The sequence below is a fragment of the Cyanobium sp. BA20m-p-22 genome (assembly GCF_024346275.1).
Taxonomy (GTDB): domain Bacteria; phylum Cyanobacteriota; class Cyanobacteriia; order PCC-6307; family Cyanobiaceae; genus Cyanobium_A.
This window is the reverse complement of sequence record NZ_JAGQCQ010000031.1, coordinates 1-18,534: the sequence shown is the minus strand read 5'-3', so window position 1 is coordinate 18,534 and position 18,534 is coordinate 1. Positions and strand designations below refer to the sequence as shown.

The 18,534-nt window shown below is 64.4% G+C and carries 18 protein-coding genes and 1 pseudogene; 11 read left to right on the top strand and 8 right to left on the bottom strand.

What is annotated here, in order from left to right:
* The 6 genes from rpsG to KBZ15_RS04440 all read left to right on the top strand — a co-directional run.
* Positions 1 to 334 (top strand): 30S ribosomal protein S7 (gene rpsG, locus KBZ15_RS04465; RefSeq protein ID WP_255013722.1); only part of this gene is annotated, 334 nt, incomplete at its 5' end.
* A 78-nt stretch (positions 335 to 412) separates the two neighbouring features.
* Entirely contained in the window at positions 413 to 2,488 is a 2,076-nt protein-coding gene (gene fusA, locus KBZ15_RS04460) for an elongation factor G (RefSeq protein WP_255013720.1), read from the top strand.
* A 37-nt stretch (positions 2,489 to 2,525) separates the two neighbouring features.
* Complete coding sequence (gene tuf / locus KBZ15_RS04455) at positions 2,526 to 3,755, top strand: elongation factor Tu (protein ID WP_254930350.1); 1,230 nt, start codon at positions 2,526 to 2,528, stop codon at positions 3,753 to 3,755.
* A gap of 123 nt (positions 3,756 to 3,878) precedes the next feature.
* The gene (rpsJ, locus tag KBZ15_RS04450) at positions 3,879 to 4,199 is read left to right on the top strand and encodes a 30S ribosomal protein S10 (RefSeq protein ID WP_006910513.1); all 321 of its coding nucleotides are present in this window, start codon (positions 3,879 to 3,881) and stop codon (positions 4,197 to 4,199) included.
* Positions 4,200 to 4,259: 60 nt separating this feature from the next.
* Entirely contained in the window at positions 4,260 to 4,907 is a 648-nt protein-coding gene (locus KBZ15_RS04445; protein WP_254930349.1) for an LON peptidase substrate-binding domain-containing protein, read from the top strand.
* A 25-nt stretch (positions 4,908 to 4,932) separates the two neighbouring features.
* Positions 4,933 to 5,886: a methyltransferase domain-containing protein gene (locus KBZ15_RS04440; RefSeq protein WP_255013718.1), complete on the top strand. Its 954-nt coding sequence runs from the start codon at positions 4,933 to 4,935 to the stop codon at positions 5,884 to 5,886.
* Here the strand turns inward: KBZ15_RS04440 and pheA are convergent.
* Positions 5,883 to 6,710: a prephenate dehydratase gene (pheA, locus tag KBZ15_RS04435; RefSeq protein WP_255013717.1), complete on the bottom strand. Its 828-nt coding sequence runs from the start codon at positions 6,708 to 6,710 to the stop codon at positions 5,883 to 5,885. The genes KBZ15_RS04440 and pheA overlap by 4 nt on opposite strands.
* A 69-nt stretch (positions 6,711 to 6,779) precedes the next feature.
* Here pheA and KBZ15_RS04430 point away from each other — a divergent pair, with 69 nt between their 5' ends.
* The gene (locus KBZ15_RS04430) at positions 6,780 to 7,316 is read left to right on the top strand and encodes a DUF1997 domain-containing protein (protein WP_254930346.1); all 537 of its coding nucleotides are present in this window, start codon (positions 6,780 to 6,782) and stop codon (positions 7,314 to 7,316) included.
* Here KBZ15_RS04430 and KBZ15_RS04425 read toward each other — a convergent pair.
* From KBZ15_RS04425 to KBZ15_RS04415, 3 genes are all read right to left on the bottom strand, one after another.
* Positions 7,258 to 7,890 carry a ribonuclease HII gene (locus tag KBZ15_RS04425; RefSeq protein ID WP_254930345.1) on the bottom strand — a complete coding sequence of 211 codons (633 nt, stop codon included), beginning with the start codon at positions 7,888 to 7,890 and terminating at the stop codon, positions 7,258 to 7,260. The two genes, KBZ15_RS04430 and KBZ15_RS04425, sit on opposite strands and share 59 nt — an antisense overlap.
* A gap of 3 nt (positions 7,891 to 7,893) precedes the next feature.
* The gene (locus KBZ15_RS04420) at positions 7,894 to 9,927 is read right to left on the bottom strand and encodes an Rne/Rng family ribonuclease (protein ID WP_255013715.1); all 2,034 of its coding nucleotides are present in this window, start codon (positions 9,925 to 9,927) and stop codon (positions 7,894 to 7,896) included.
* A 364-nt stretch (positions 9,928 to 10,291) separates the two neighbouring features.
* Positions 10,292 to 12,964: a TIGR03960 family B12-binding radical SAM protein gene (locus KBZ15_RS04415; protein WP_255013714.1), complete on the bottom strand. Its 2,673-nt coding sequence runs from the start codon at positions 12,962 to 12,964 to the stop codon at positions 10,292 to 10,294.
* Positions 12,965 to 13,051: 87 nt separating this feature from the next.
* Between KBZ15_RS04415 and KBZ15_RS04410 the strand changes: the two genes are divergently transcribed.
* Positions 13,052 to 14,227, top strand: a complete 1,176-nt coding sequence (locus KBZ15_RS04410; protein ID WP_255013713.1) for an ATP-binding protein — start codon at positions 13,052 to 13,054, stop codon at positions 14,225 to 14,227.
* Here KBZ15_RS04410 and KBZ15_RS04405 read toward each other — a convergent pair.
* Both KBZ15_RS04405 and KBZ15_RS04400 read right to left on the bottom strand, forming a co-directional pair.
* On the bottom strand, positions 14,202 to 14,606 hold the full coding sequence (locus tag KBZ15_RS04405) for a type II toxin-antitoxin system VapC family toxin (RefSeq protein WP_255013712.1): 405 nt from the start codon (positions 14,604 to 14,606) through the stop codon (positions 14,202 to 14,204). The two genes, KBZ15_RS04410 and KBZ15_RS04405, sit on opposite strands and share 26 nt — an antisense overlap.
* Positions 14,603 to 14,854 carry an AbrB/MazE/SpoVT family DNA-binding domain-containing protein gene (locus tag KBZ15_RS04400; protein WP_255013711.1) on the bottom strand — a complete coding sequence of 84 codons (252 nt, stop codon included), beginning with the start codon at positions 14,852 to 14,854 and terminating at the stop codon, positions 14,603 to 14,605. The genes KBZ15_RS04405 and KBZ15_RS04400 overlap by 4 nt, the downstream gene beginning before the upstream one ends.
* Positions 14,855 to 14,955: 101 nt before the next feature.
* On the opposite strand from KBZ15_RS04400, the gene KBZ15_RS04395 reads away from it, so the two are divergent.
* Entirely contained in the window at positions 14,956 to 16,191 is a 1,236-nt protein-coding gene (locus tag KBZ15_RS04395) for an LL-diaminopimelate aminotransferase (RefSeq protein WP_255013710.1), read from the top strand.
* 103 nt (positions 16,192 to 16,294) lie between these two features.
* On the opposite strand, the gene KBZ15_RS04390 is transcribed toward KBZ15_RS04395, so the two are convergent.
* Positions 16,295 to 16,570, bottom strand: a complete 276-nt coding sequence (locus tag KBZ15_RS04390) for a hypothetical protein (protein ID WP_255013709.1) — start codon at positions 16,568 to 16,570, stop codon at positions 16,295 to 16,297.
* Positions 16,571 to 17,089: 519 nt separating this feature from the next.
* Here KBZ15_RS04390 and clpS point away from each other — a divergent pair.
* A complete protein-coding gene (clpS, locus tag KBZ15_RS04385; RefSeq protein ID WP_396123400.1) occupies positions 17,090 to 17,359 on the top strand; it encodes an ATP-dependent Clp protease adapter ClpS in 270 nt (89 codons plus the stop codon).
* Positions 17,359 to 18,231, top strand: coding sequence for a CPBP family intramembrane glutamic endopeptidase (locus KBZ15_RS04380; RefSeq protein WP_315859848.1), 873 nt, complete (start codon positions 17,359 to 17,361; stop codon positions 18,229 to 18,231). Before clpS ends, KBZ15_RS04380 begins: the two co-directional genes overlap by 1 nt.
* Here KBZ15_RS04380 and KBZ15_RS04375 read toward each other — a convergent pair.
* Positions 18,215 to 18,534 (bottom strand): annotated as a pseudogene (locus tag KBZ15_RS04375) (radical SAM protein); the annotation flags it as partial. The gene KBZ15_RS04380 and the pseudogene KBZ15_RS04375 sit on opposite strands and share 17 nt — an antisense overlap.

The window sequence follows — 18,534 nt, the reverse complement described above, 5'->3', positions numbered from 1 at the left end:
CTTCTCGATGATCAACGAGCGCACCGGCACCGATCCGCTTGAACTTTTCGAAACGGCGGTGCGCAATGCCACCCCGTTGGTGGAAGTTCGGGCAAGGCGGGTCGGCGGCGCCACTTACCAGGTGCCGATGGAGGTGCGGCAAGAGCGGGGAACGGCCATGGCCCTGCGCTGGCTAGTGAACTTCTCAAGGGCCCGCAACGGCCGCAGCATGGCCCAGAAGTTGGCCGGTGAGCTCATGGATGCGGCCAACGAAGCCGGCAGCGCCGTGCGCAAGCGGGAGGAAACTCACAAAATGGCCGAGGCCAACAAGGCTTTCGCCCATTACCGCTACTAAATCCCTTCTCTATCGCTCCTACAGACCCACTCTGTAGAATAGAGCCTTCGTTTTTTTGACCTCTCGGAGACCTCCCTCGTGGCCCGCGCCTTTCCACTGGACCGCGTCAGAAATATCGGCATCGCCGCCCACATTGACGCGGGAAAAACCACCACTACCGAACGGATTCTTTTCTACTCCGGGGTGGTGCACAAGATGGGTGAGGTACACGACGGTGCCGCCGTCACCGACTGGATGGAACAGGAACGGGAGCGCGGCATCACGATTACGGCTGCCGCCATCTCGACCAGCTGGAAAGACAACCGGATCAATATCATTGATACCCCCGGGCACGTTGACTTCACGATTGAAGTTGAGCGTTCGATGCGGGTGCTGGATGGCGTGGTGGCAGTTTTCTGCGCCGTGGGTGGCGTTCAGCCCCAGTCGGAAACCGTCTGGCGCCAGGCCGATCGGTATAACGTGCCCAGGATCGTGTTCGTCAACAAGATGGACCGAACTGGGGCCAACTTTCTAAAGGTCTACGAGCAGATTAAGGACAGGCTCAAGGCCAATGCTGCCCCCATCCAGCTGCCGATCGGCGCCGAGGGCGACCTGAAGGGAATTATCGACCTGGTGCGCAACAAAGCAATTATCTTCACTAATGACCTGGGGACAGACATCCGCGAGGAAGAAGTTCCAGCAGACATGAAGGATGAGGTTGATAAATGGCGCCTCAAGCTGATGGAATCAGTAGCCGAATCCGAAGAAGATTTGATTGATATATTCCTCGAGAATGGGGAGCTCACCGAGGAACAGCTCGTCAAGGGAATCCGCAGCGCCACCATTCACCACGGCATGGTGCCAATGGTCTGCGGCTCGGCCTTCAAAAACAAGGGTGTCCAATTGGTGCTCGACGCCGTTGTCGACTACCTGCCTGCTCCGGTGGACGTGCCACCGATCACAGGCCTGCTACCAGATGGCACGGAATCAAATCGCCCCTGCGACGACAGCGCTCCCTTCAGCGCCCTGGCGTTCAAGGTAATGGCTGACCCCTACGGCAAGCTCACCTTCGTGCGCATGTACTCCGGGGTTCTTAACAAGGGCAGCTACGTGCTCAACTCCACTAAAGATAAAAAAGAGCGCATCTCCCGCCTGATCCTGCTCAAGGCAGATGATCGCGAGGAAGTAGACGAGCTCCGGGCCGGCGACCTTGGAGCGGTGCTCGGACTGAAGGACACCACCACTGGGGACACGCTTTGCGTTGAAGCCGATCCGATCATTCTCGAATCGCTCTTCATTCCCGAACCCGTGATCTCCGTGGCCGTTGAGCCGAAGACCAAGGGGGATATGGAAAAACTCTCCAAGGCCCTGCAATCTCTTTCAGAAGAAGATCCCACCTTCAGGGTCTCCACCGATCCGGAAACCAGCCAAACGGTTATTGCCGGCATGGGCGAACTACACCTGGAGATTCTGGTCGACAGAATGCTCAGGGAGTTCAAGGTTGAGGCAAATATCGGTGCTCCCCAGGTCTCCTACCGGGAAACCATTCGCTCGAGCTCGAAAGGCGAGGGCAAGTTTGCCCGTCAAACCGGTGGCAAGGGTCAGTACGGCCATGTCGTGATCGAAATGACTCCTGGGGAGCCGGGCTCTGGGTTCGAATTCGTCAACAAGATTGTTGGCGGCATCGTTCCCAAGGAATACATCGGACCTGCCGAAGCAGGCATGAAGGAGACCTGCCAGTCTGGCGTGATTGCGGGTTTCCCCATGATCGACGTCAGGGCTACCATGATCGATGGCTCTTACCATGACGTCGATTCATCGGAGATGGCGTTTAAAATCGCCGGATCCATGGCCTTCAAAGACGCCGTCAAGAAGTGCAACCCAGTGCTGCTTGAGCCGATGATGAAGGTGGAAGTCGAGATCCCCGAGGATTACCTTGGGTCGGTCATCGGCGACCTTTCTTCCCGGCGCGGCCAGGTAGAAGGGCAGTCCATCGACAACGGACAGTCCAAAGTCCAGACGAAAGTGCCCCTGGCCGAAATGTTCGGCTATGCCACCCAGCTCCGATCCATGACCCAGGGTCGGGGTATCTTCTCGATGGAGTTCAGCCATTACGAGGAAGTTCCTCGCAATGTGGCCGAAGCCATCATCTCCAAGAATCAGGGCAATTCCTGATCTTCCCCCACCCTAAACCCCCCGATTCTTTCTACTCATGGCACGCGAGAAGTTCGAAAGGAACAAACCCCACGTCAACATTGGCACCATTGGCCACGTTGACCACGGTAAAACCACTCTGACGGCTGCCATCACCAACGTGTTGGCATCCCAGGGCATGGCAAAGGCCCAGGCCTACGATGAAATTGATGGTGCCCCTGAAGAGAAAGAGCGGGGTATCACCATCAACACGGCCCACGTCGAGTACGAAACCGTAAAGCGTCACTACGCCCACGTTGACTGCCCGGGCCACGCGGATTATGTCAAGAACATGATCACCGGTGCTGCCCAAATGGATGGCGCCATCCTGGTGGTGGCTGCCACCGACGGCCCCATGGCCCAAACCAAAGAGCACATCCTTCTCGCCAAGCAAGTTGGTGTGCCAGCCCTGGTGGTATTCCTCAATAAAAAGGACATGGTCGACGACGAGGAGATCCTCGAGCTGGTTGAGCTGGAAATGCGTGAATTGCTCAGCAATTACGACTTCCCCGGCGATGACATCCCCGTGGTGGCAGGTTCTGCTCTCAAAGCGCTGGAGTACATCCAGGCTGGCAACAAAGCAGTCCGTGGTGCTGACGAGTGGGTCGACAAGATCCTCGATCTGATGGATGCCGTGGATGAGTCGATCCCCGAGCCAGAACGGGAAATCGACAAGCCCTTCCTGATGGCAGTTGAAGACGTGTTCTCGATCACCGGTCGTGGCACCGTGGCCACCGGCCGGATCGAGCGCGGCAAGGTCAAGGTGGGTGAGACGGTGCAAATCGTCGGCATCAAAGACACCCGCGAAACCACCGTCACCGGTGTGGAAATGTTCCGCAAGCTGCTTGACGAAGGCATGGCTGGCGACAACGTGGGCCTGCTGCTGCGCGGCGTGCAGAAAGAAGACATCGAGCGTGGCATGGTGCTTGTCAAGCCCAACTCGATCAAGCCCCACACCAAGTTTGAGGGCGAGGTTTATGTGTTGAAGAAGGAAGAAGGTGGTCGCCACACCCCTTTCTTCGCTGGTTATCGCCCCCAGTTTTACATTCGTACCACCGACGTGACCGGCCAGATCACTGCCTTCACCTCGGACGACGGCGCCAATGTGGAAATGGTGATGCCGGGAGACCGGATCAAGATGACCGGGGAACTGATCTGCCCGGTGGCCATCGAGCAGGGCATGCGCTTCGCCATTCGCGAAGGCGGCCGCACCATCGGTGCTGGCGTGGTGTCCAAGATCCTGGCCTGACCCTGAGCTAAGTTGACTGGGGTGGGCCCACGGGACCCACCCCTTTTCAGCGCACCTCGACAACCCATCCATTGCTGCCACCAGGGCCTGCGGCTCTGGGGCTAACCGAACGCCCGATTAAACATGTCCACAGCCATCGCCCAGCAGAAGATTCGGATCCGCCTGAAGGCCTTTGATCGCCGCATGCTGGATCTCTCCTGCGAAAAAATCATCGAAACCGCCGATCACACCGCCGCCACGGCAATCGGCCCCATCCCCCTGCCCACCAAGCGCAAGATTTATTGCGTGCTGCGCTCTCCTCACGTGGACAAGGATTCGAGGGAGCACTTCGAAACCCGTACCCACCGCCGCATCATCGATATCTACAGCCCCTCCGCCAAAACAATCGACGCCCTGATGAAGCTGGATCTGCCCAGCGGAGTTGACATCGAAGTCAAGCTCTGAGACGCACGCCCCGGCGCCCGGCAGATTTTTATAGGATGGTTTGACACTCCTGATCAAGCCATGGGCGAACTGGCCGTGCGGGAGCTGCCGCTGTTTCCACTGCCCGATGTGGTGCTCTTCCCCCAGGAAGTGCTGCCGCTCCACATCTTCGAGCCCCGCTACAGGATGCTGCTGCGCACGGCCATGGCAGGCGACCAACGCTTCGGTGTGGTGCGCTGGGATCCCCAGACCCAGGCCATGGCAGCGGTGGGCTGCTGCGCCGAAATCCTGCACTGCCAAACCCAGGACGACGATCGCAGCAACGTTGTCACCATGGGCCAGCAGCGCTTCAGGGTTCTCGAGATTGTGCGGGAGGCCCCCTTCCGGATAGGCCTGGTCAGCTGGATCGAAGATGAGCCCGCAGCCAGCCACGCCGAACTGGAGACCCTCAGCGGTGAAGTGACCCAGGCCCTGCGCGATGTGGTGGAGCTCACCGGCAAGCTGATCGGCAAGCCCACCACCTTGCCTAGCGATCTGCCCGACCTGCCCAGGGAGCTGTCCTTCTGGATCGGAGCCCACTTGGGCGGCCCGGTTGCCGACCACCAACAAGCCCTGCTGGAGATCACCGACACCAGCGAGCGGCTGCGCCAGGAATACGAGCTGCTCGACCAGACCCGCCGGCAACTGGCTGCCCGCACCGTGCTCAAGGACACCTTCCAACCCCAATAACCCTCCAGCACCGGCTCCCGGTTTGATGCTCCCTCCCAGCTGGCCCCTGGCCACAATCCTTGGCGCCGGAATCCTGGCCCTGGCGGCCGGCCTCTGGCTGAGGCAGCGGCGCCGCTACGAATCGGCAGCCAGCGTTGCCGCGGCCTACGACCGCTGGACCACCGACCGGCTGCTGGAGCGCCTCTGGGGCGACCACATCCACCTGGGCTACTACCAAAAATCAGCTCCAGGCCACCACCAGCGCCAGGATTTCCGAGCCGCCAAAGCGGCCTTCGTGCATGAGCTGGTGCGCTGGAGCGCTCTAGACCAGCTTCCGCCCGGATCAACGCTGCTGGATGTGGGCTGCGGCATCGGCGGCAGCGCCCGAATCCTGGCCCGCGACTACGGCTTCAAGGTGGTGGGGATCAGCATCAGCCCTGCCCAGATCGAACGGGCCCGCTCCCTGACCCCAGCGGGGCTGAGCTGCCGCTTTGCCGTGATGGATGCCCTGGCGCTGGAGTTGCCTGACGCCAGTTTTGACGCTGTCTGGAGTGTGGAGGCCTGCCCCCACATGCCCGACAAGCAGCGCTATGCCGACGAGCTCCTGCGGGTGCTCAAACCGGGGGGCCTGCTGGCCGTGGCTGACTGGAACCGGCGCGATGGCCCCATGGGCAGGGTGGAGCGCTGGGTGATGCGCCAGCTGCTGGAGCAGTGGGCCCATCCTGAATTCGCCACCATTGGCGGCCTGCAGCAGCACCTCCAGCAGAGCCCCCATGCCGCCGCCATGGCGATCGAAACCGGCGACTGGAGCCAGGCCACCCTGCCATCCTGGATCGATTCGATTGCTGAGGGGGTGCGCCGGCCCGGGGCGATTCTGGGCCTGGGGCCCAAGGCGGTGCTGCAGGGCCTGCGCGAAACACCCACCATCCTGTTGATGCACTGGGCCTTTGCCACAGGGCTGATGCAGTTTGGGGTGTTCCGCAGCAGCAAGCCCACCTAACTGAGATTGGTGATCGGATAGGCGCCGAACAGGGCCAGATGGGCGCAGAGGGGCCGCAATCCTTCCAGGGCATGCTCGAGCGGAGCGGAGCCCTCAGGCAGCTCCAGATCCACAAAAAAGATGTATTCGCCCATCTCCCGTTTCGAAGGACGCGACTCGATCCGGCTCATGTTGAGGCCCCGCTGGGCGAAACAGGCCAAAGCCTCGAGCAGGGCCCCAGGCTTGTTGGAGTGCATCGAGAAGGCCAGGCTGGCCATTGGGCCGTGGAGGGAGCGGGGTGCCCGACGCAGCAGCAGGAAACGGGTGCAGTTGCCCGGCACGTCATTGATCGGATAGGCCAATTCCAACAGCCCATGCTCCCCGCCGGCCTGCTGGGAGGCGATCGCCGCCCGGAAGCGGCTGCCAGCCACCAGCCGGGCCGCCTCGGCCGTGGAGCTGGTGGGCAGCTGCAGGGCCCGGGGCAGGTGATCGGCAAGCCACTGACTGCACTGGGCCAGGGCCTGGGGATGGGAGAGCACCTCGCTGACCCCCTCGATCGGGCCACTCCCAAGTAGGGCATGGCGAATCGGCAACACCAGGGCCCGGGCCACCGTGAGATCCGGGTGTTCCCAGAGAGAGTCGAGGCAGGAGGTAACCCCGCCCTCAACCGAGTTCTCAACCGGCACGACCGCCGCATCACAACTGCCGTGGGCCAGGGCCTGTACGACGGCCCGGATCCCCGACTGGGGCACCAACTCAGGCCTGGCCACCTCCTCCAGCTCAGCCAGCTGCCGGGCCGCTTGCTCGCCATAGGTACCAACCGGGCCGAGAAAGGCAAAACGCATCGTTTGCAAAAACTGAGGAAAGGCAACCCAACCGGGCCGATAGGATCATGCCGCGCCGGCCCGCAGGCCATGCCCCTGGCCTTTAGCGCCAGTCAAGAACTTCAACTCGCCGTAAGCGACCAACCCGACCGGCTGGCCTCCTACCTAACCCAGACAGACCGGGTGGTCAGGGCTCTGTTCGACCCCAGCCAACTCAAAGCCCTCGAGCCCGGCCACTACCGCTACTCCGTCACCCACCTGCAGGTGTTCAAGCTGGAGATCCATCCGGTGGTCACCCTGCGCACGAGCCTGGCAGCGGGAAAGCTGCTGCTGGAATCCAGCGAATGCGAACTGGAGGGGCTGGGCCTGGTGGATGATTTTCAACTGACCCTGGGCTCCTGGCTCACGGCAGGAGCAGCAGGGCTGGAGGGCCAGGCCACGTTGGCGGTGGCAGTGAGCCAACCCCCCCTGCTCAAACTGATTCCTGCCAAGGTGCTCGAACGCACGGGCCAGTCCCTGCTGGCTGGCATCCTGCTGGGAATCAAGGGGCGGGTGAGAGACCAGCTGATCAAGGACTTCCAGCTCTGGTGCCAGGAGCACAGGGGACAACCCGACTCAGAAAGCTGAGCCGGTGCAGGGGCGTGGGCCCTAAGTCCTGGAGGGCCTGGCGGTGCTGGGCCGTGCCATAGCCCGCATGGCGCTCTAGGCCATAGCCCGGATAGCTCTTGGCCAGCTCGCCGATCAAGCCGTCACGGGCCTGCTTGGCCAGCACGCTGGCCGCCGCGATCGCCAGACAGTGGCTGTCGCCGCGCACCAGGGTGACCTGCTCCCCGCTCCAGCACCGCAGGGGTAACACCCCATCCACCAGCAGCAGCTGGGGAGGCCGGGGCAACTTCTGAACTGCGCGAAGCATGGCCCACTCGGTGGCAACTCGAATGCCATGGCGGTCGATCTCAGCTGCTGAAGCCTGGCCCAGGGCCCAGGCATCGGCCAGGTTGTGGATGGTGGGCACCAGATCTGCGCGCCGCCGCGCAGTGAGCTTTTTGCTGTCGGTGAGGCCCACTGCGGCGAGCGGCGCGAGGCAGGGCTGCCCTAACACCACGGCGCCGGCGAAGACCGGACCAAACAGGCTGCCCCGACCCACCTCATCCACCCCGGCACAGGCGAGGGGATCCCTGCCCTGCCAGGGATCCGTCAACATCAATCAGGTGGGGGCAGATGAGCGACGGCGGCGGCGGCGGGGCTCGCCGGCTTCGTCCAGCTCGGGCTCGGCAACGGCGAGTGTGGCTTTGGCAGCGGCAGGTTTGGACCCATTGCTGGCCGCCGAGCTGCGGGTGCGTCCCCGGCGGGCCGGCAGCTCCACCTCGGGAGGAGCAATACTCACAACGGTGGGCACTGAAACGGTGACCACCGTTTCCGGCTGATGCGCCTCCGGCAGGGGTGTGATCTCAACCATGGCGGGCAAATCCCGCTGGGCGCGAATCTGGACCGGGGCCTCAGCGCCCGGCTCCTCGCCGGACTGTTCTTGGGAGGTCAGCCCAGCACCACCGCGACCACCCCGACCGCGGCGGCGGCGGGTTCCGCTTGCCGCCAGCTGTTGCCGCGCCTCCTCGAGCACCAGCTCGGCATCCAAGCCAGGACGGACCACCCGCACAACGACGTTGTCACCACTGGGGGGCTGGTCAAGCAGCAGGGCCGGGTTCAGACCCATCCAGCCGAACACCAGCTCCTGATCGGCATCCATGGGGACGGCAATGATCTCTTGGTCGAAGCGACGCGGAGCAGGCTCGATGCTGGCGGGGCTGGGCGCCCGGGGAGCCTCCTCTGCGGAGGATTCAAAGGCTTCAGAGCTGGCATTCGCCTCCACCAATTCAGTGCTGCCGCGGCCCCCGCGGCCCCCGCGACGGCGGCGGCCGCCGCTGGCCTCGCCAGCAGTCGCCGGGCTCGCGACTTCAGCCCGAGCCGATGCGGCTGAGCGCACCAGGCCAGCCACGCTGGCCAAGGGCTGGAGTGTGTCCATGCCAGGCAGCACCGCCACATGGCCCAGCCCACCACAGCTAGGGCAGGCGCGACCAAACAATTCATAGATGTTCTGGCCCTGGCGCTTGCGGGTGAGCTCCACCAGACCGAGCTCGGTGAGCTGGGCGATCTGGGGCCGGGCCGAATCATCCCGGGCGGCCTGGGTGAAGTGTTCAAGCAGCTGCAACTGGTCGCGGCGCGACTCCATATCGATGAAATCGATGATCACCACCCCACCGATGTTGCGCAGTTTCAACTGACGGGCGATCTCAACCGATGCCTCACAGTTGGTCCAGAGCACGGTCTCGCGGGCGTTGGCCGAGCGCGTGAAGGAGCCTGAGTTGACATCGATGACGGTGAGCGCCTCGGTGGGCTCGATGATCACGTACCCGCCTGAAGGCAGATCAACTCGCGGCTTGAGGGCATCGCGAATTGCCGCATTTACTTTGAAATGCTCGAGGATTTCGGCCGATTCGCCATGGGCCTCGACTAGGACGTTGGTGTGATCTGAGCCCAGAAAGGCATTGGCCCGGGCCACTGCTTCGGGGGTATCAACCACCACCCGTACCAGATCAGGGCTGTAGAGATCGCGCAGCACCCGGTGGACAAAATCTTCGTCCCGGTTCAGCAGCACCGGAGGGCTGGCAGTCTCGGCGGCGGTCTGGATGCCCTCCCACTGGCGCAGCAGGGCCTCGAGATCATCAATCAGCAGCTCTTCGCTGACGGCCTCAGCCTCGGTGCGGATCAACAGCCCAGCCCCCGGGGGCTTGATCAACACACCAAGAGCCCGGAGGCGATTGCGCTCGTTATCGCCATCAATGCGGCGGGAGATGTTGACACCCTGGCCGTGGGGCTGGAGCACCAGAAAGCGCCCCGGCAGAGCCAAATTGCCTGTGAGACGGGGGCCCTTGGTGCCGGTGGGCTCCTTCATCACCTGCACGAGCACCTTCTGGCGCGGCTCCAGCAACTCGGTGATGCCGGCCGCACCCTTGCGCAACCGCAAGGGGCCCAGATCGGTGACATGGATGAAGCCGTTTTTCTCGCTTTCGCCGATGTTTACAAAGGCGGCATCGATACCGGGCAAGACGTTTTCAATGGTGCCGAGATAGACATCTCCGATTTGGTAGCGGCCCTGGGCTACTACCAGTTCATCTACCCGTTCATCGTTGAGAACCGCGGCGATCCGCAGTTGCTCGGCAATGACGATCTGCTGGGACATGGGGTAAGGAATTTGGCCCATCTGGGCCTACCAAGGGATAGAAAAACCGAAGACAGCTTCAGTTGTAGTGCAAACAAGCTGGACAACAAAAACAGTTGGGCTGTAGCAGTTGGCTGTAGCAGTTGGGCTGTAGCGAAGCCCTTAAATCGAGGGGCGGCGGCAGGGGCCGAACGCCCTAGCAAAATTGTTGCTGAAAATGCTGTTCTGAATCAGCCGCGCATCAACTGCCGCGGAACAGCTTTCAGGAATCGTCTCCTTGAAAGCAGTGGGGCGAATACTGGGGCAAATATGCCCTGGGGCGGTGAAACCAATGAATCTGGCTACCGGCAGCCTTGGTGACCCGAGAAGCGTCGGGTTCAACTAGCTAATCGCCTTGGTTGAAGGTTAGCACGGGCTTGAGGAGCACGGCCCTGCGGCGCAGGGCCGTGACGGTCAACGGCTGACCGAGCAGCTCACCGAGCCAATGCTGCAGCTGCTCAGGCCTCAGGCTCCGGCCAGAGCTATCAACTGCCGCCCGCAGATCGAAAGCCGCCGGGCCATCGGGGAACAACTCTGCGATCACCAAATCCAGCAGAAAAGGCCGGCAATCGCGGCTGCGGGGCCGCCCTTTCTTATCGGTGTCCTGCCAGGCCAGGGTCTGGGCGGCCAGCAGGGCGCTACGGGCCTGCTGCCACTGCTGGGGCGTCAAAGGTGCCCCGGCCTGGGGCTGCAGAACAAAGTCCCAATGCGCCGCCTCCAGCTCCTGGGAGAGGCTCACTCCAAACACCGGCACCTGCCAGGCAGACAGCAACTGGAATTCAGCTGGCAACTGGGGCTGCAGCCGGGCCCGCACCAGCGCCGGATCTACCTGCTCGGTGAACTCCAGGTCGAGCCACTCGCCGAGACCCTCCACCCCCAAGGGCAAGGGCAAGGCAAGCTGCAACCGCGGCAAGGGGTGGAAGCCGCCGCTGAAACTCACCGGCAGGCCGGAACGGCGCAGGGCCCGCTCCAGCATCCGCAGGGTGTCGAGGTGGCTGATCAGCGCCAGGGAGCCGGTTTTGGCAAAGCCGATCCGCAGCCGGTCCACCCGCTCACTGGCGGGGGCCCGCTGGGGCTGGGCCGGCGGGATGGGCGGCGGCGGGATCACCACGTTGTGGCCCAGCTCGGGCCCGCATACGCCGCAGCTGCTGCAGCCGGCGAAGGAGCAATCGGGCACCACCGCCGCCGCCAGGGCCCGTTGCAGATCTTCCGCCAGCCAGCGTTTCTCGAGCCCCGAATCGATGTGGTCCCAGGGCAGGCTCTGGCGGCAGAAGGCCTCCAGAGCCGCCGCCGCCATGGCCTCAGTGGCGCTCCAGGCGCCCAGCTCCAGCTGGCGGTAGCGGCCGCCAAGGCCGGCCGCCTCGATCGCCCCGGTCCAGGCGGCATAGCTGCGCTCGGCCGATTCAAACCAGGCATCCAGGCCGGCGCCGGCGCGCCAGGCGGCCTCGATCACCGGGGCCAGCTGCCTATCGCCGCGGCCGATGAAGTCTTCGATCGCCGAAAGCCGCACGTCGGTGAAGTTGGTCTTGAGGCCGCGCAACTGGCGCAGGGCGCCTCGGAGCAATTCCTGACGCCGCCTGAATTCATCGGTGCTGACGCTGTGCCACTGGAAGGGCGTGTGGGGTTTGGGCGTGAAATTGCTGATCGTGAGATTCAGCTCGAGCCGGCCCAGATCGCCGCACTGCCGCTGCAGGGCCTGGCATGTATCGGCGATCCCGAGCACATCGGCATCGGTTTCCCCCGGCAGCCCGATCATGAAATACAGCTTCAATTTGCGATAGCCGTTCTCCATCGCCGTACGCACGCCGGCCAGCAGCTCGGCGTCAGTGAGCCCCTTATTGACGATGTCGCGCAGGCGCTGGCTGCCGGCCTCCGGCGCAAAGGTGAGGCCGGCCTTGCGGGTGCCGCCCAGGATGTGGGCGATGTTCTCGTCGAAGCGATCCACCCGCTGGCTGGGCAGGGTCAGGGAAACATTTTTGTCAGCAAGACGGTTGCGCAGCTCAACGCCGACGGCGGGCAGGGCCAGGTAGTCGGAGCAGCTCAGGGACAGCAGCGAGAAATCGGCGTAACCGGTGCGGCCCATACCCTCTTCCACAGCTTCGATAACGGCTTCGGGCTCCACGTCGCGGGCGGGTCGGGTGAGCATGCCGGGCTGGCAGAAGCGGCAGCCGCGGGTGCAGCCGCGGCGAATCTCCACCGTGAGCCGGTCGTGCACCGTTTCGATGTGGGGCACCAGGCCCATGGCGTAGTGGGGCATGGGCGTGGCGGTGCGCCGCTGAATCCGGGCCGGGACGCCTGGTTCGAGCGGCTCGATGCTCACCCCATCGGCGCCGGGCCCATAGAGGCTGGGCACATATACCCCTGGCACCTGGGCCAGATCCTTCAGCAGCGCCCGGCGGCTGAGGCCGGCGGCACGGCCCTCGGCCACCACCAGGCCGATCTCCGGCAGCAGCTCCTCGCCATCGCCGAGGGCCACGAAGTCGAAGAAGGCGGCGAAGGGCTCCGGGTTGCTGGTGGCGGTGGGGCCGCCGGCAAAGATCAGCGGTGGCGCATCCGGGTGAGCCAGGGGCAGGTCGCCGCGATCGGCCGCCCGGATCGGGATGCCGGCCAGCTCCAGCATCTCGAGGATGTTGGTGCCGCCCAGTTCGTAGCTGAGCGAGAAGCCCAGGATGTCGAAGGCGGCCAGCGGCCGCCGGCTCTCAACCGCAAACAGGGGCGCGCCGCGCTCGCGCAGGCGGGCGGCCAGATCCGGCGCCGGCAGATAGCTGCGGTCGCACAGCTGGCCGGGAACGGCATTGAGGATCGAATAGAGAATGATGTGGCCGCTGTTACTGGCCCCCACCTCGTAGACCTCGGGGTAGGTGAGCGCCCAGCGCACCCCTACCGCCTGCCAGTCGGCCTCCCAGTCACGCGGCTGCACCCCCAGCTCATTGCCCAGGTAGCGGGCGGGCTTGCTGATGCCCAGATCCACCAGGGCGTCAAAGTCGACGGGCGCATCAGCCGAGGTGGCAACGGTCACAGGTGCCGACGGCAGGCAAGAGCTCAATCGTATGCAGCGTCCGCAACACTGGCAATAACCGTGCAATTTGCAACTTATACTGCAGAAATGCACGGTTATTTGCCCAGGCAAGCCCAGCTGGCGCTCAGCAAGGCCCTGAACCGGGCGCCGGCAGCACTGCTGCTGGGACCCCGGCAGTGCGGCAAATCAACGCTGGCGCGCCAACTATTGGCCGAGCGCGGTGATGCCGTATTGCTCGACTTGCAGGACCGGAGCGATCGAGCCCGCCTGCAGGAACCGGAGCTGTTCTTCGAGGCCCACCGCCGCGACCTGGTGTGCCTCGACGAGATCCAGCTACTGCCAGACTTTTTCAGTCTGCTGCGCGCCGAAATCGACCGAGATCGCCGGCCCGGGCGGTTCCTGCTGCTGGGCTCGGCCTCCGGCCCGCTGCTGCACCAGAGCCAGGAAAGCCTGGCCGGCCGCATCGCCCAGGTGGAGCTCACCCCGTTTCTGCTGAGCGAAGTGGCCCCCGCCATTCGCTGGCAGCAGCTGTGGCTGCGCGGCGGCTTCCCCGAGAGCCTGCTGGCTAACGCAGACGAAGACAGCATCGACTGGCGCGAGGATTTCATCCGCACCTTCCTGGGCCGCGACATCGCCGCCCTGGAGCTAGGGCTGCCGCTGCCATTGATGGAGCGGCTGTGGCGGTTGCTGGCCCACCTCCAGGGGCAAACCCTCAATGCCAGCCGACTAGCGGGCCTGCTGGATCTCAGCAGCGCCCGGTTGCAGAAGCTGCTGGCGGCGCTGGAGCACAGCTTCATGCTGCGGCGTCTACCGCCGCTGGAGGCCAACCTGAGCAAGAGGCTGGTGCGCTCGCCCAAGCTCTACCTGCGCGACAGCGGCCTGCTGCACAACCTGCTCGGCATCGAGAGCTACGACGATCTGCTGGCCCACCCGCAGGCCGGTGAGAGCTGGGAGGGTTTCGTGATCGAGCAGCTGATCGCCGCCCATCCCCGCTGGCGTCCCCATTTCCTGCGCACCGGCCACGGGGCCGAACTCGACCTGGTGCTGGAGCGGGGCCAGCGCCGGCGGGTCTATGAAATCAAGCTCTCCAAGGCACCGAAGCTCTCCCGCGGCTTCCATGAGCTGGTGGAGCAGCTCCAACCGGAGCAGGCCTCACTGATCGCCCCGGTGGAAACGAGCTTCGAGATTCGCCCGGGCATCTGGGTGCAACCGCCCCTGGAGGCTGGCGGCAGCGAACTCAGAGCTGCCGCACCGCGGGGGTGAGCGCCAGCTCACCGGCCTTGGCCGCGAAGGCGCGATCGAAGCTGACCAGGGCCGCGCAGCCCTCACTGCGCAGCAGATGCAGGGCATCGGCGAAATCCAGGCCCCGGCCGTAGGCCTCAAGGACCTGCAACACCTGCTGCTCCTGCTCCAGTTGCAGATGGCGGATCGCGATCAAGCCGCGGAAGGCACGGATGATCGACTCCCGGGGCAGTTGGTAGGCGCCGCGCAGAACCCATTCCAGCTCCAGCACCACGGTGATCGGCACGAAACAGGCCGAGCTGGCGTCGATCAGATCGGCCACGCAGCGTGCCTGCTCCGGGTCGTCGTTGGTGAGCAGGCGCACCAGCAGGTTGGTGTCGAGGGCCACCGGCAGGGTCATGGCGTTCCCTTGGAGGCATAGAGCGCCGGATCCATGCGCTCGAGCGGCACAGGCTCACCCCCATAGTGCGCCGCACCAATCAGCGCATGGGCACTCGACGCTTTGGCAGGCCCCTGGGGCGCCAGATGGAGGCCATCGGACTCCAGGGTCAGAGCCAGGCGATCGCCGGCGCGCAGCCCGAGCAGCTGGCGCAGCCGGGCTGGAATCACCAGCTGACCCTTGGAGGAGAGGGTAAGAAGAGCATCCACGAGAGCGACCACAGGCCTGCTTACCAGCGTAAGCCAAATCCGCCGCATAGGACAATCGCCCCACCACTCACCGGGCCCGGCGGCGGCCCAACCCGCGCACCATGGTTCAGGTCAACGGCAACTACCTCAAGCTCAAGGCTGGCTACCTGTTTCCAGAGATCGCCCGGCGGGTGAAGGCCTTCACTGAGGCCAACCCCGAAGCACAGGTCATCCGCCTGGGCATAGGTGACGTCACCGAGCCGCTGCCAGAGGCCTGCCGCAACGCCATGAAGGCGGCCATCGATGAGATGGGCAACCGCGAGGGCTTCCGCGGCTATGGCCCGGAGCAGGGGTATCTCTGGCTGCGGGAGGCGATTGCGAAACACGATTTACAGGCCCGCGGCTGCTCGATCAGCGCCGAGGAGATCTTCGTCTCCGATGGCAGCAAGTGCGACAGCGCCAACATCCTCGACATCCTGGGGCCGGACAACCGCATCGCCGTGACCGACCCGGTGTATCCGGTGTATGTGGACAGCAACGTGATGGCGGGGCGCACCGGCGACGCCGATGACGGCGGCCAGTACGGCGGCCTCACCTACCTACCCATCAACGCCGAGAACGGTTTCACCGCCGAGATCCCGAGCGAACCGGTGGATCTGATCTACCTCTGCTTCCCCAACAACCCCACCGGCGCTGTAGCCACCAAGGCGCAGCTGCAAGCCTGGGTCGATTACGCCCGCGCCAACGGCGCCCTGATCCTGTTCGATGCCGCCTACGAGGCCTTCATCCAGGACCCTGATCTGCCCCACTCCATCTATGAAATCGAGGGGGCCCGCGAGTGCGCGATCGAGTTCCGCTCCTTCTCAAAGAACGCCGGCTTCACCGGCACCCGCTGCGCCCTCACCGTGGTGCCCCGGGGGCTGATGGGCACCGCCGCCAATGGCGAGCGCGTGGAGCTCTGGGGCCTGTGGAACCGGCGCCAGTGCACCAAGTTCAACGGGGTGAGCTACATCGTGCAGCGGGGCGCCGAAGCGGTGTATTCCGCCGAGGGCCAGGCCCAGGTGCAGGCTCTGGTTGCCTTCTACATGGAGAACGCCGCGATCATCCGCCGCGAGCTCACCGCCGCCGGCCTGGCGGTATACGGCGGTGAGCAGGCCCCCTACGTGTGGATCAAAACGCCCGCCGGCGTGGATTCCTGGGGCTTCTTCGATCTGCTGCTGGGCCAGGCCCACGTGGTGGGCACCCCCGGCAGCGGCTTCGGCGCCGCCGGCGAGGGCTACTTCCGCCTCTCGGCCTTCAACAGCCGGGAAAACGTGATGGAGGCAATGGGGCGGATTCAGGGGGCACTGAAGGGCTGAGGCTCCGGGCAGCCTGAAATGCGGAGCTGTGGCGTTGCCCCGATTGGGTGAACCAGACCTCAGCTCGCCTGTTCGTTTTGTGGAGGGCCCGCCAGCTCGGTGGCTATGTAGGCGAGGAATCGCCGGTGGAGGGGGCTTGGCTCGAGGAGGAAAAGAGCTCCTGCTCGAAGCGCGCGATTCTGGCGTTGCTCTCCTGCAGCAACTTCAAGCGCTTTTCGCTTTCGAGCGATTCGATCCTGAGCTGCTTCGTTCGCTGCTCGATGTCGTAGACGGGACGCCAATTGAACGTCGCCAGCAAGCGCCGCCAGGGCGGCAAGGTGGAGACATACTCCGATCTGGTCTGCGGTTTTGAGGCGGCCGAAGTGGAAGAGGTTGTCATCGCCGTAGCTCGAAGTGAACGAGATGAGTAGGAGCAGCGCGCCGGCCAGAAGCGTTGACCAGCCTTGACGATCCAGCAGCCGGGGCCGCGGCCCCAATCCAGGCAGCGCTGAGAGACTTTCGAGTTGTATCAGCGTAACGAGAGCGCCCAAGCCCGACCAGCCAACGGTACGCCTGTACTACTATCGAGGCCTCCGTGTTTCTACGGTTTCCGCCATTGATCGCAGAGCCCCACACCTGGGCTTCGCAGCCTTCTTCACTGTGCTGCTCGCGACAGCGACACGAATGGTTATGGCCGACCTGCGCAGCAGCCATAAGCCGCTCTCCCCAGGCTCAGCCCTTGCCTACCATGGGGATCTGGATACGTGCCGGGGCCCCCGGCATTCACGGGAAGCCGATCGCAGTTTGCCTTTTCCTTAAGTTGACGGTCATGGTCAAGTCTCACCACATTTGCGCCGCCAGCAGACACCCCTTCGTCGCCACCCAGAGCCCCAGCCGCGAAAGCGGCGGGGCAGCCGTGATGGAGAAGGCCCCGGAGCGGGTGCGCAAGCCTTCACCCCGCTACAAGGTGCTGCTCCACAACGATCCGGTCAACTCGATGGAATTCGTGGTGACCACCCTGCGCCAGGTGGTGCCCTCACTCAGTGAGCAGGACGCCATTGCGGTGATGCTGGAAGCCCACAACACCGGCGTAGGCCTGGTGATCGTCTGTGATCTGGAGCCCGCCGAGTTTTACTGCGAAACCCTGAAGGCCAAAGGCCTCAGCAGCAGCCTCGAGCCGGAAAGCTGATGGAACCGACTGCTGGGGCAGCCAAGACGGCAGCCAAAGCGGCAGCCAACCCAGAAGTGAGGCCCCACTGGTGGGGAACTTTGTTGTATGTGCCCCTGCTCTACCTGGCCGGCTGGCTGGTGGCCCGGCCCCTAGCCCTGGTTACCCCCAGCTGGCGCCCAGACCAGGTGGATCTGGCGGGCCTGGTGGTGGCCCTGATCCTGCTGCTGATCAGCCTGCCCCTGAGGCTGAAACGGGTTTGGCAGGAGCCCCATCCCTGGCAGCGCCTGGGATTGGCTGTGCCGGGCGCCCTGGCCCTGCGCAGCGGGGTGCGGGGCCTGCTCAAGGCCTTGCTGTTGCTGGCGCTGGTGAGCGCAGGCTTGATGCTGGCGGGGCAAGCCCGGTGGCTGGGCGAGCTCAATGGCGCCCTGCTGCTCAATGGCCTGCTGCTGCTGGCGGGGGTGGGATTTGCCGAAGAGCTCCTGTTTCGAGGCTGGCTATGGGGTGAGCTTGAGCTGCAATTCGGCGCCCGCAGGGCAATGCTTTTGCAGGCCCTGATCTTCGCCCTGCTGCACCCCTGGTATCGGGCCCCAGGGCTCGAGGGCCTGGGGCTGCTGGGGGGCCTAATGATCTTGGGTCTGGTGCTGGCCCTGCAGCGCCGTGCCGACGCGGGCAGCCTGTGGGGAGCGATTGGCCTCCATGGCGGCCTGGTGGGGGGTTGGTTTCTGGTGCAAAAGGGCCTGCTCCAGATCACCCAAGCGGCTCCGGCCTGGTGGGTGGGGCCTGGTGGCAGCGACATAAACCCAATCGGCGGCCTGATCGGCTGGATCGGCCTAGGCGCCCTTCTCTGGGTGCGCCGCCGCTGGTGGAACGGCGCTAACGGGTCGCCGTAGCCAGGGCTTTGCGCCCCTCCACCTGCGCATGCAAGGCCTCCTCCAAGGGGGCGAGACCGTAGTCGCGCTCGAGCAAATCCATCACCGTGCGACCAAAGTCGCCCGGGTTGCGCTCAAAGGCCTCCAGGCAGATGCGGCCGAAGGTGCTGCCCATAGGCTCGGGGTTCCAGAGCAGCTGGCGGGCCGTCCAAGGCATCATGCTCATCGGGTTGTAGCCAGGCTTGATCAGGCCCTGGTCAAAGCCGTACTGCTCCAGGTGGGTGTGGGGCTGCAGGCCGATGAAGAAGATCGCCGGCTCCACCT

Coding starts and splice junctions, on each gene's coding strand:
- KBZ15_RS04445 (WP_254930349.1), top strand. CDS start 4,260: ATGGGCGAACTGGCCGTGCGGGAGCTGCCGCTGTTTCCACTGCCCGAT.
- KBZ15_RS04410 (WP_255013713.1), top strand. CDS start 13,052: ATGCACGGTTATTTGCCCAGGCAAGCCCAGCTGGCGCTCAGCAAGGCC.
- KBZ15_RS04440 (WP_255013718.1), top strand. CDS start 4,933: ATGCTCCCTCCCAGCTGGCCCCTGGCCACAATCCTTGGCGCCGGAATC.
- pheA (WP_255013717.1), bottom strand. CDS start 6,710: ATGCGTTTTGCCTTTCTCGGCCCGGTTGGTACCTATGGCGAGCAAGCG.
- KBZ15_RS04405 (WP_255013712.1), bottom strand. CDS start 14,606: ATGACCCTGCCGGTGGCCCTCGACACCAACCTGCTGGTGCGCCTGCTC.
- tuf (WP_254930350.1), top strand. CDS start 2,526: ATGGCACGCGAGAAGTTCGAAAGGAACAAACCCCACGTCAACATTGGC.
- rpsJ (WP_006910513.1), top strand. CDS start 3,879: ATGTCCACAGCCATCGCCCAGCAGAAGATTCGGATCCGCCTGAAGGCC.
- KBZ15_RS04380 (WP_315859848.1), top strand. CDS start 17,359: ATGGAACCGACTGCTGGGGCAGCCAAGACGGCAGCCAAAGCGGCAGCC.
- KBZ15_RS04395 (WP_255013710.1), top strand. CDS start 14,956: ATGGTTCAGGTCAACGGCAACTACCTCAAGCTCAAGGCTGGCTACCTG.
- clpS (WP_396123400.1), top strand. CDS start 17,090: ATGGAGAAGGCCCCGGAGCGGGTGCGCAAGCCTTCACCCCGCTACAAG.
- KBZ15_RS04425 (WP_254930345.1), bottom strand. CDS start 7,890: ATGTTGACGGATCCCTGGCAGGGCAGGGATCCCCTCGCCTGTGCCGGG.
- KBZ15_RS04430 (WP_254930346.1), top strand. CDS start 6,780: ATGCCCCTGGCCTTTAGCGCCAGTCAAGAACTTCAACTCGCCGTAAGC.
- KBZ15_RS04390 (WP_255013709.1), bottom strand. CDS start 16,570: ATGACAACCTCTTCCACTTCGGCCGCCTCAAAACCGCAGACCAGATCG.
- KBZ15_RS04420 (WP_255013715.1), bottom strand. CDS start 9,927: ATGTCCCAGCAGATCGTCATTGCCGAGCAACTGCGGATCGCCGCGGTT.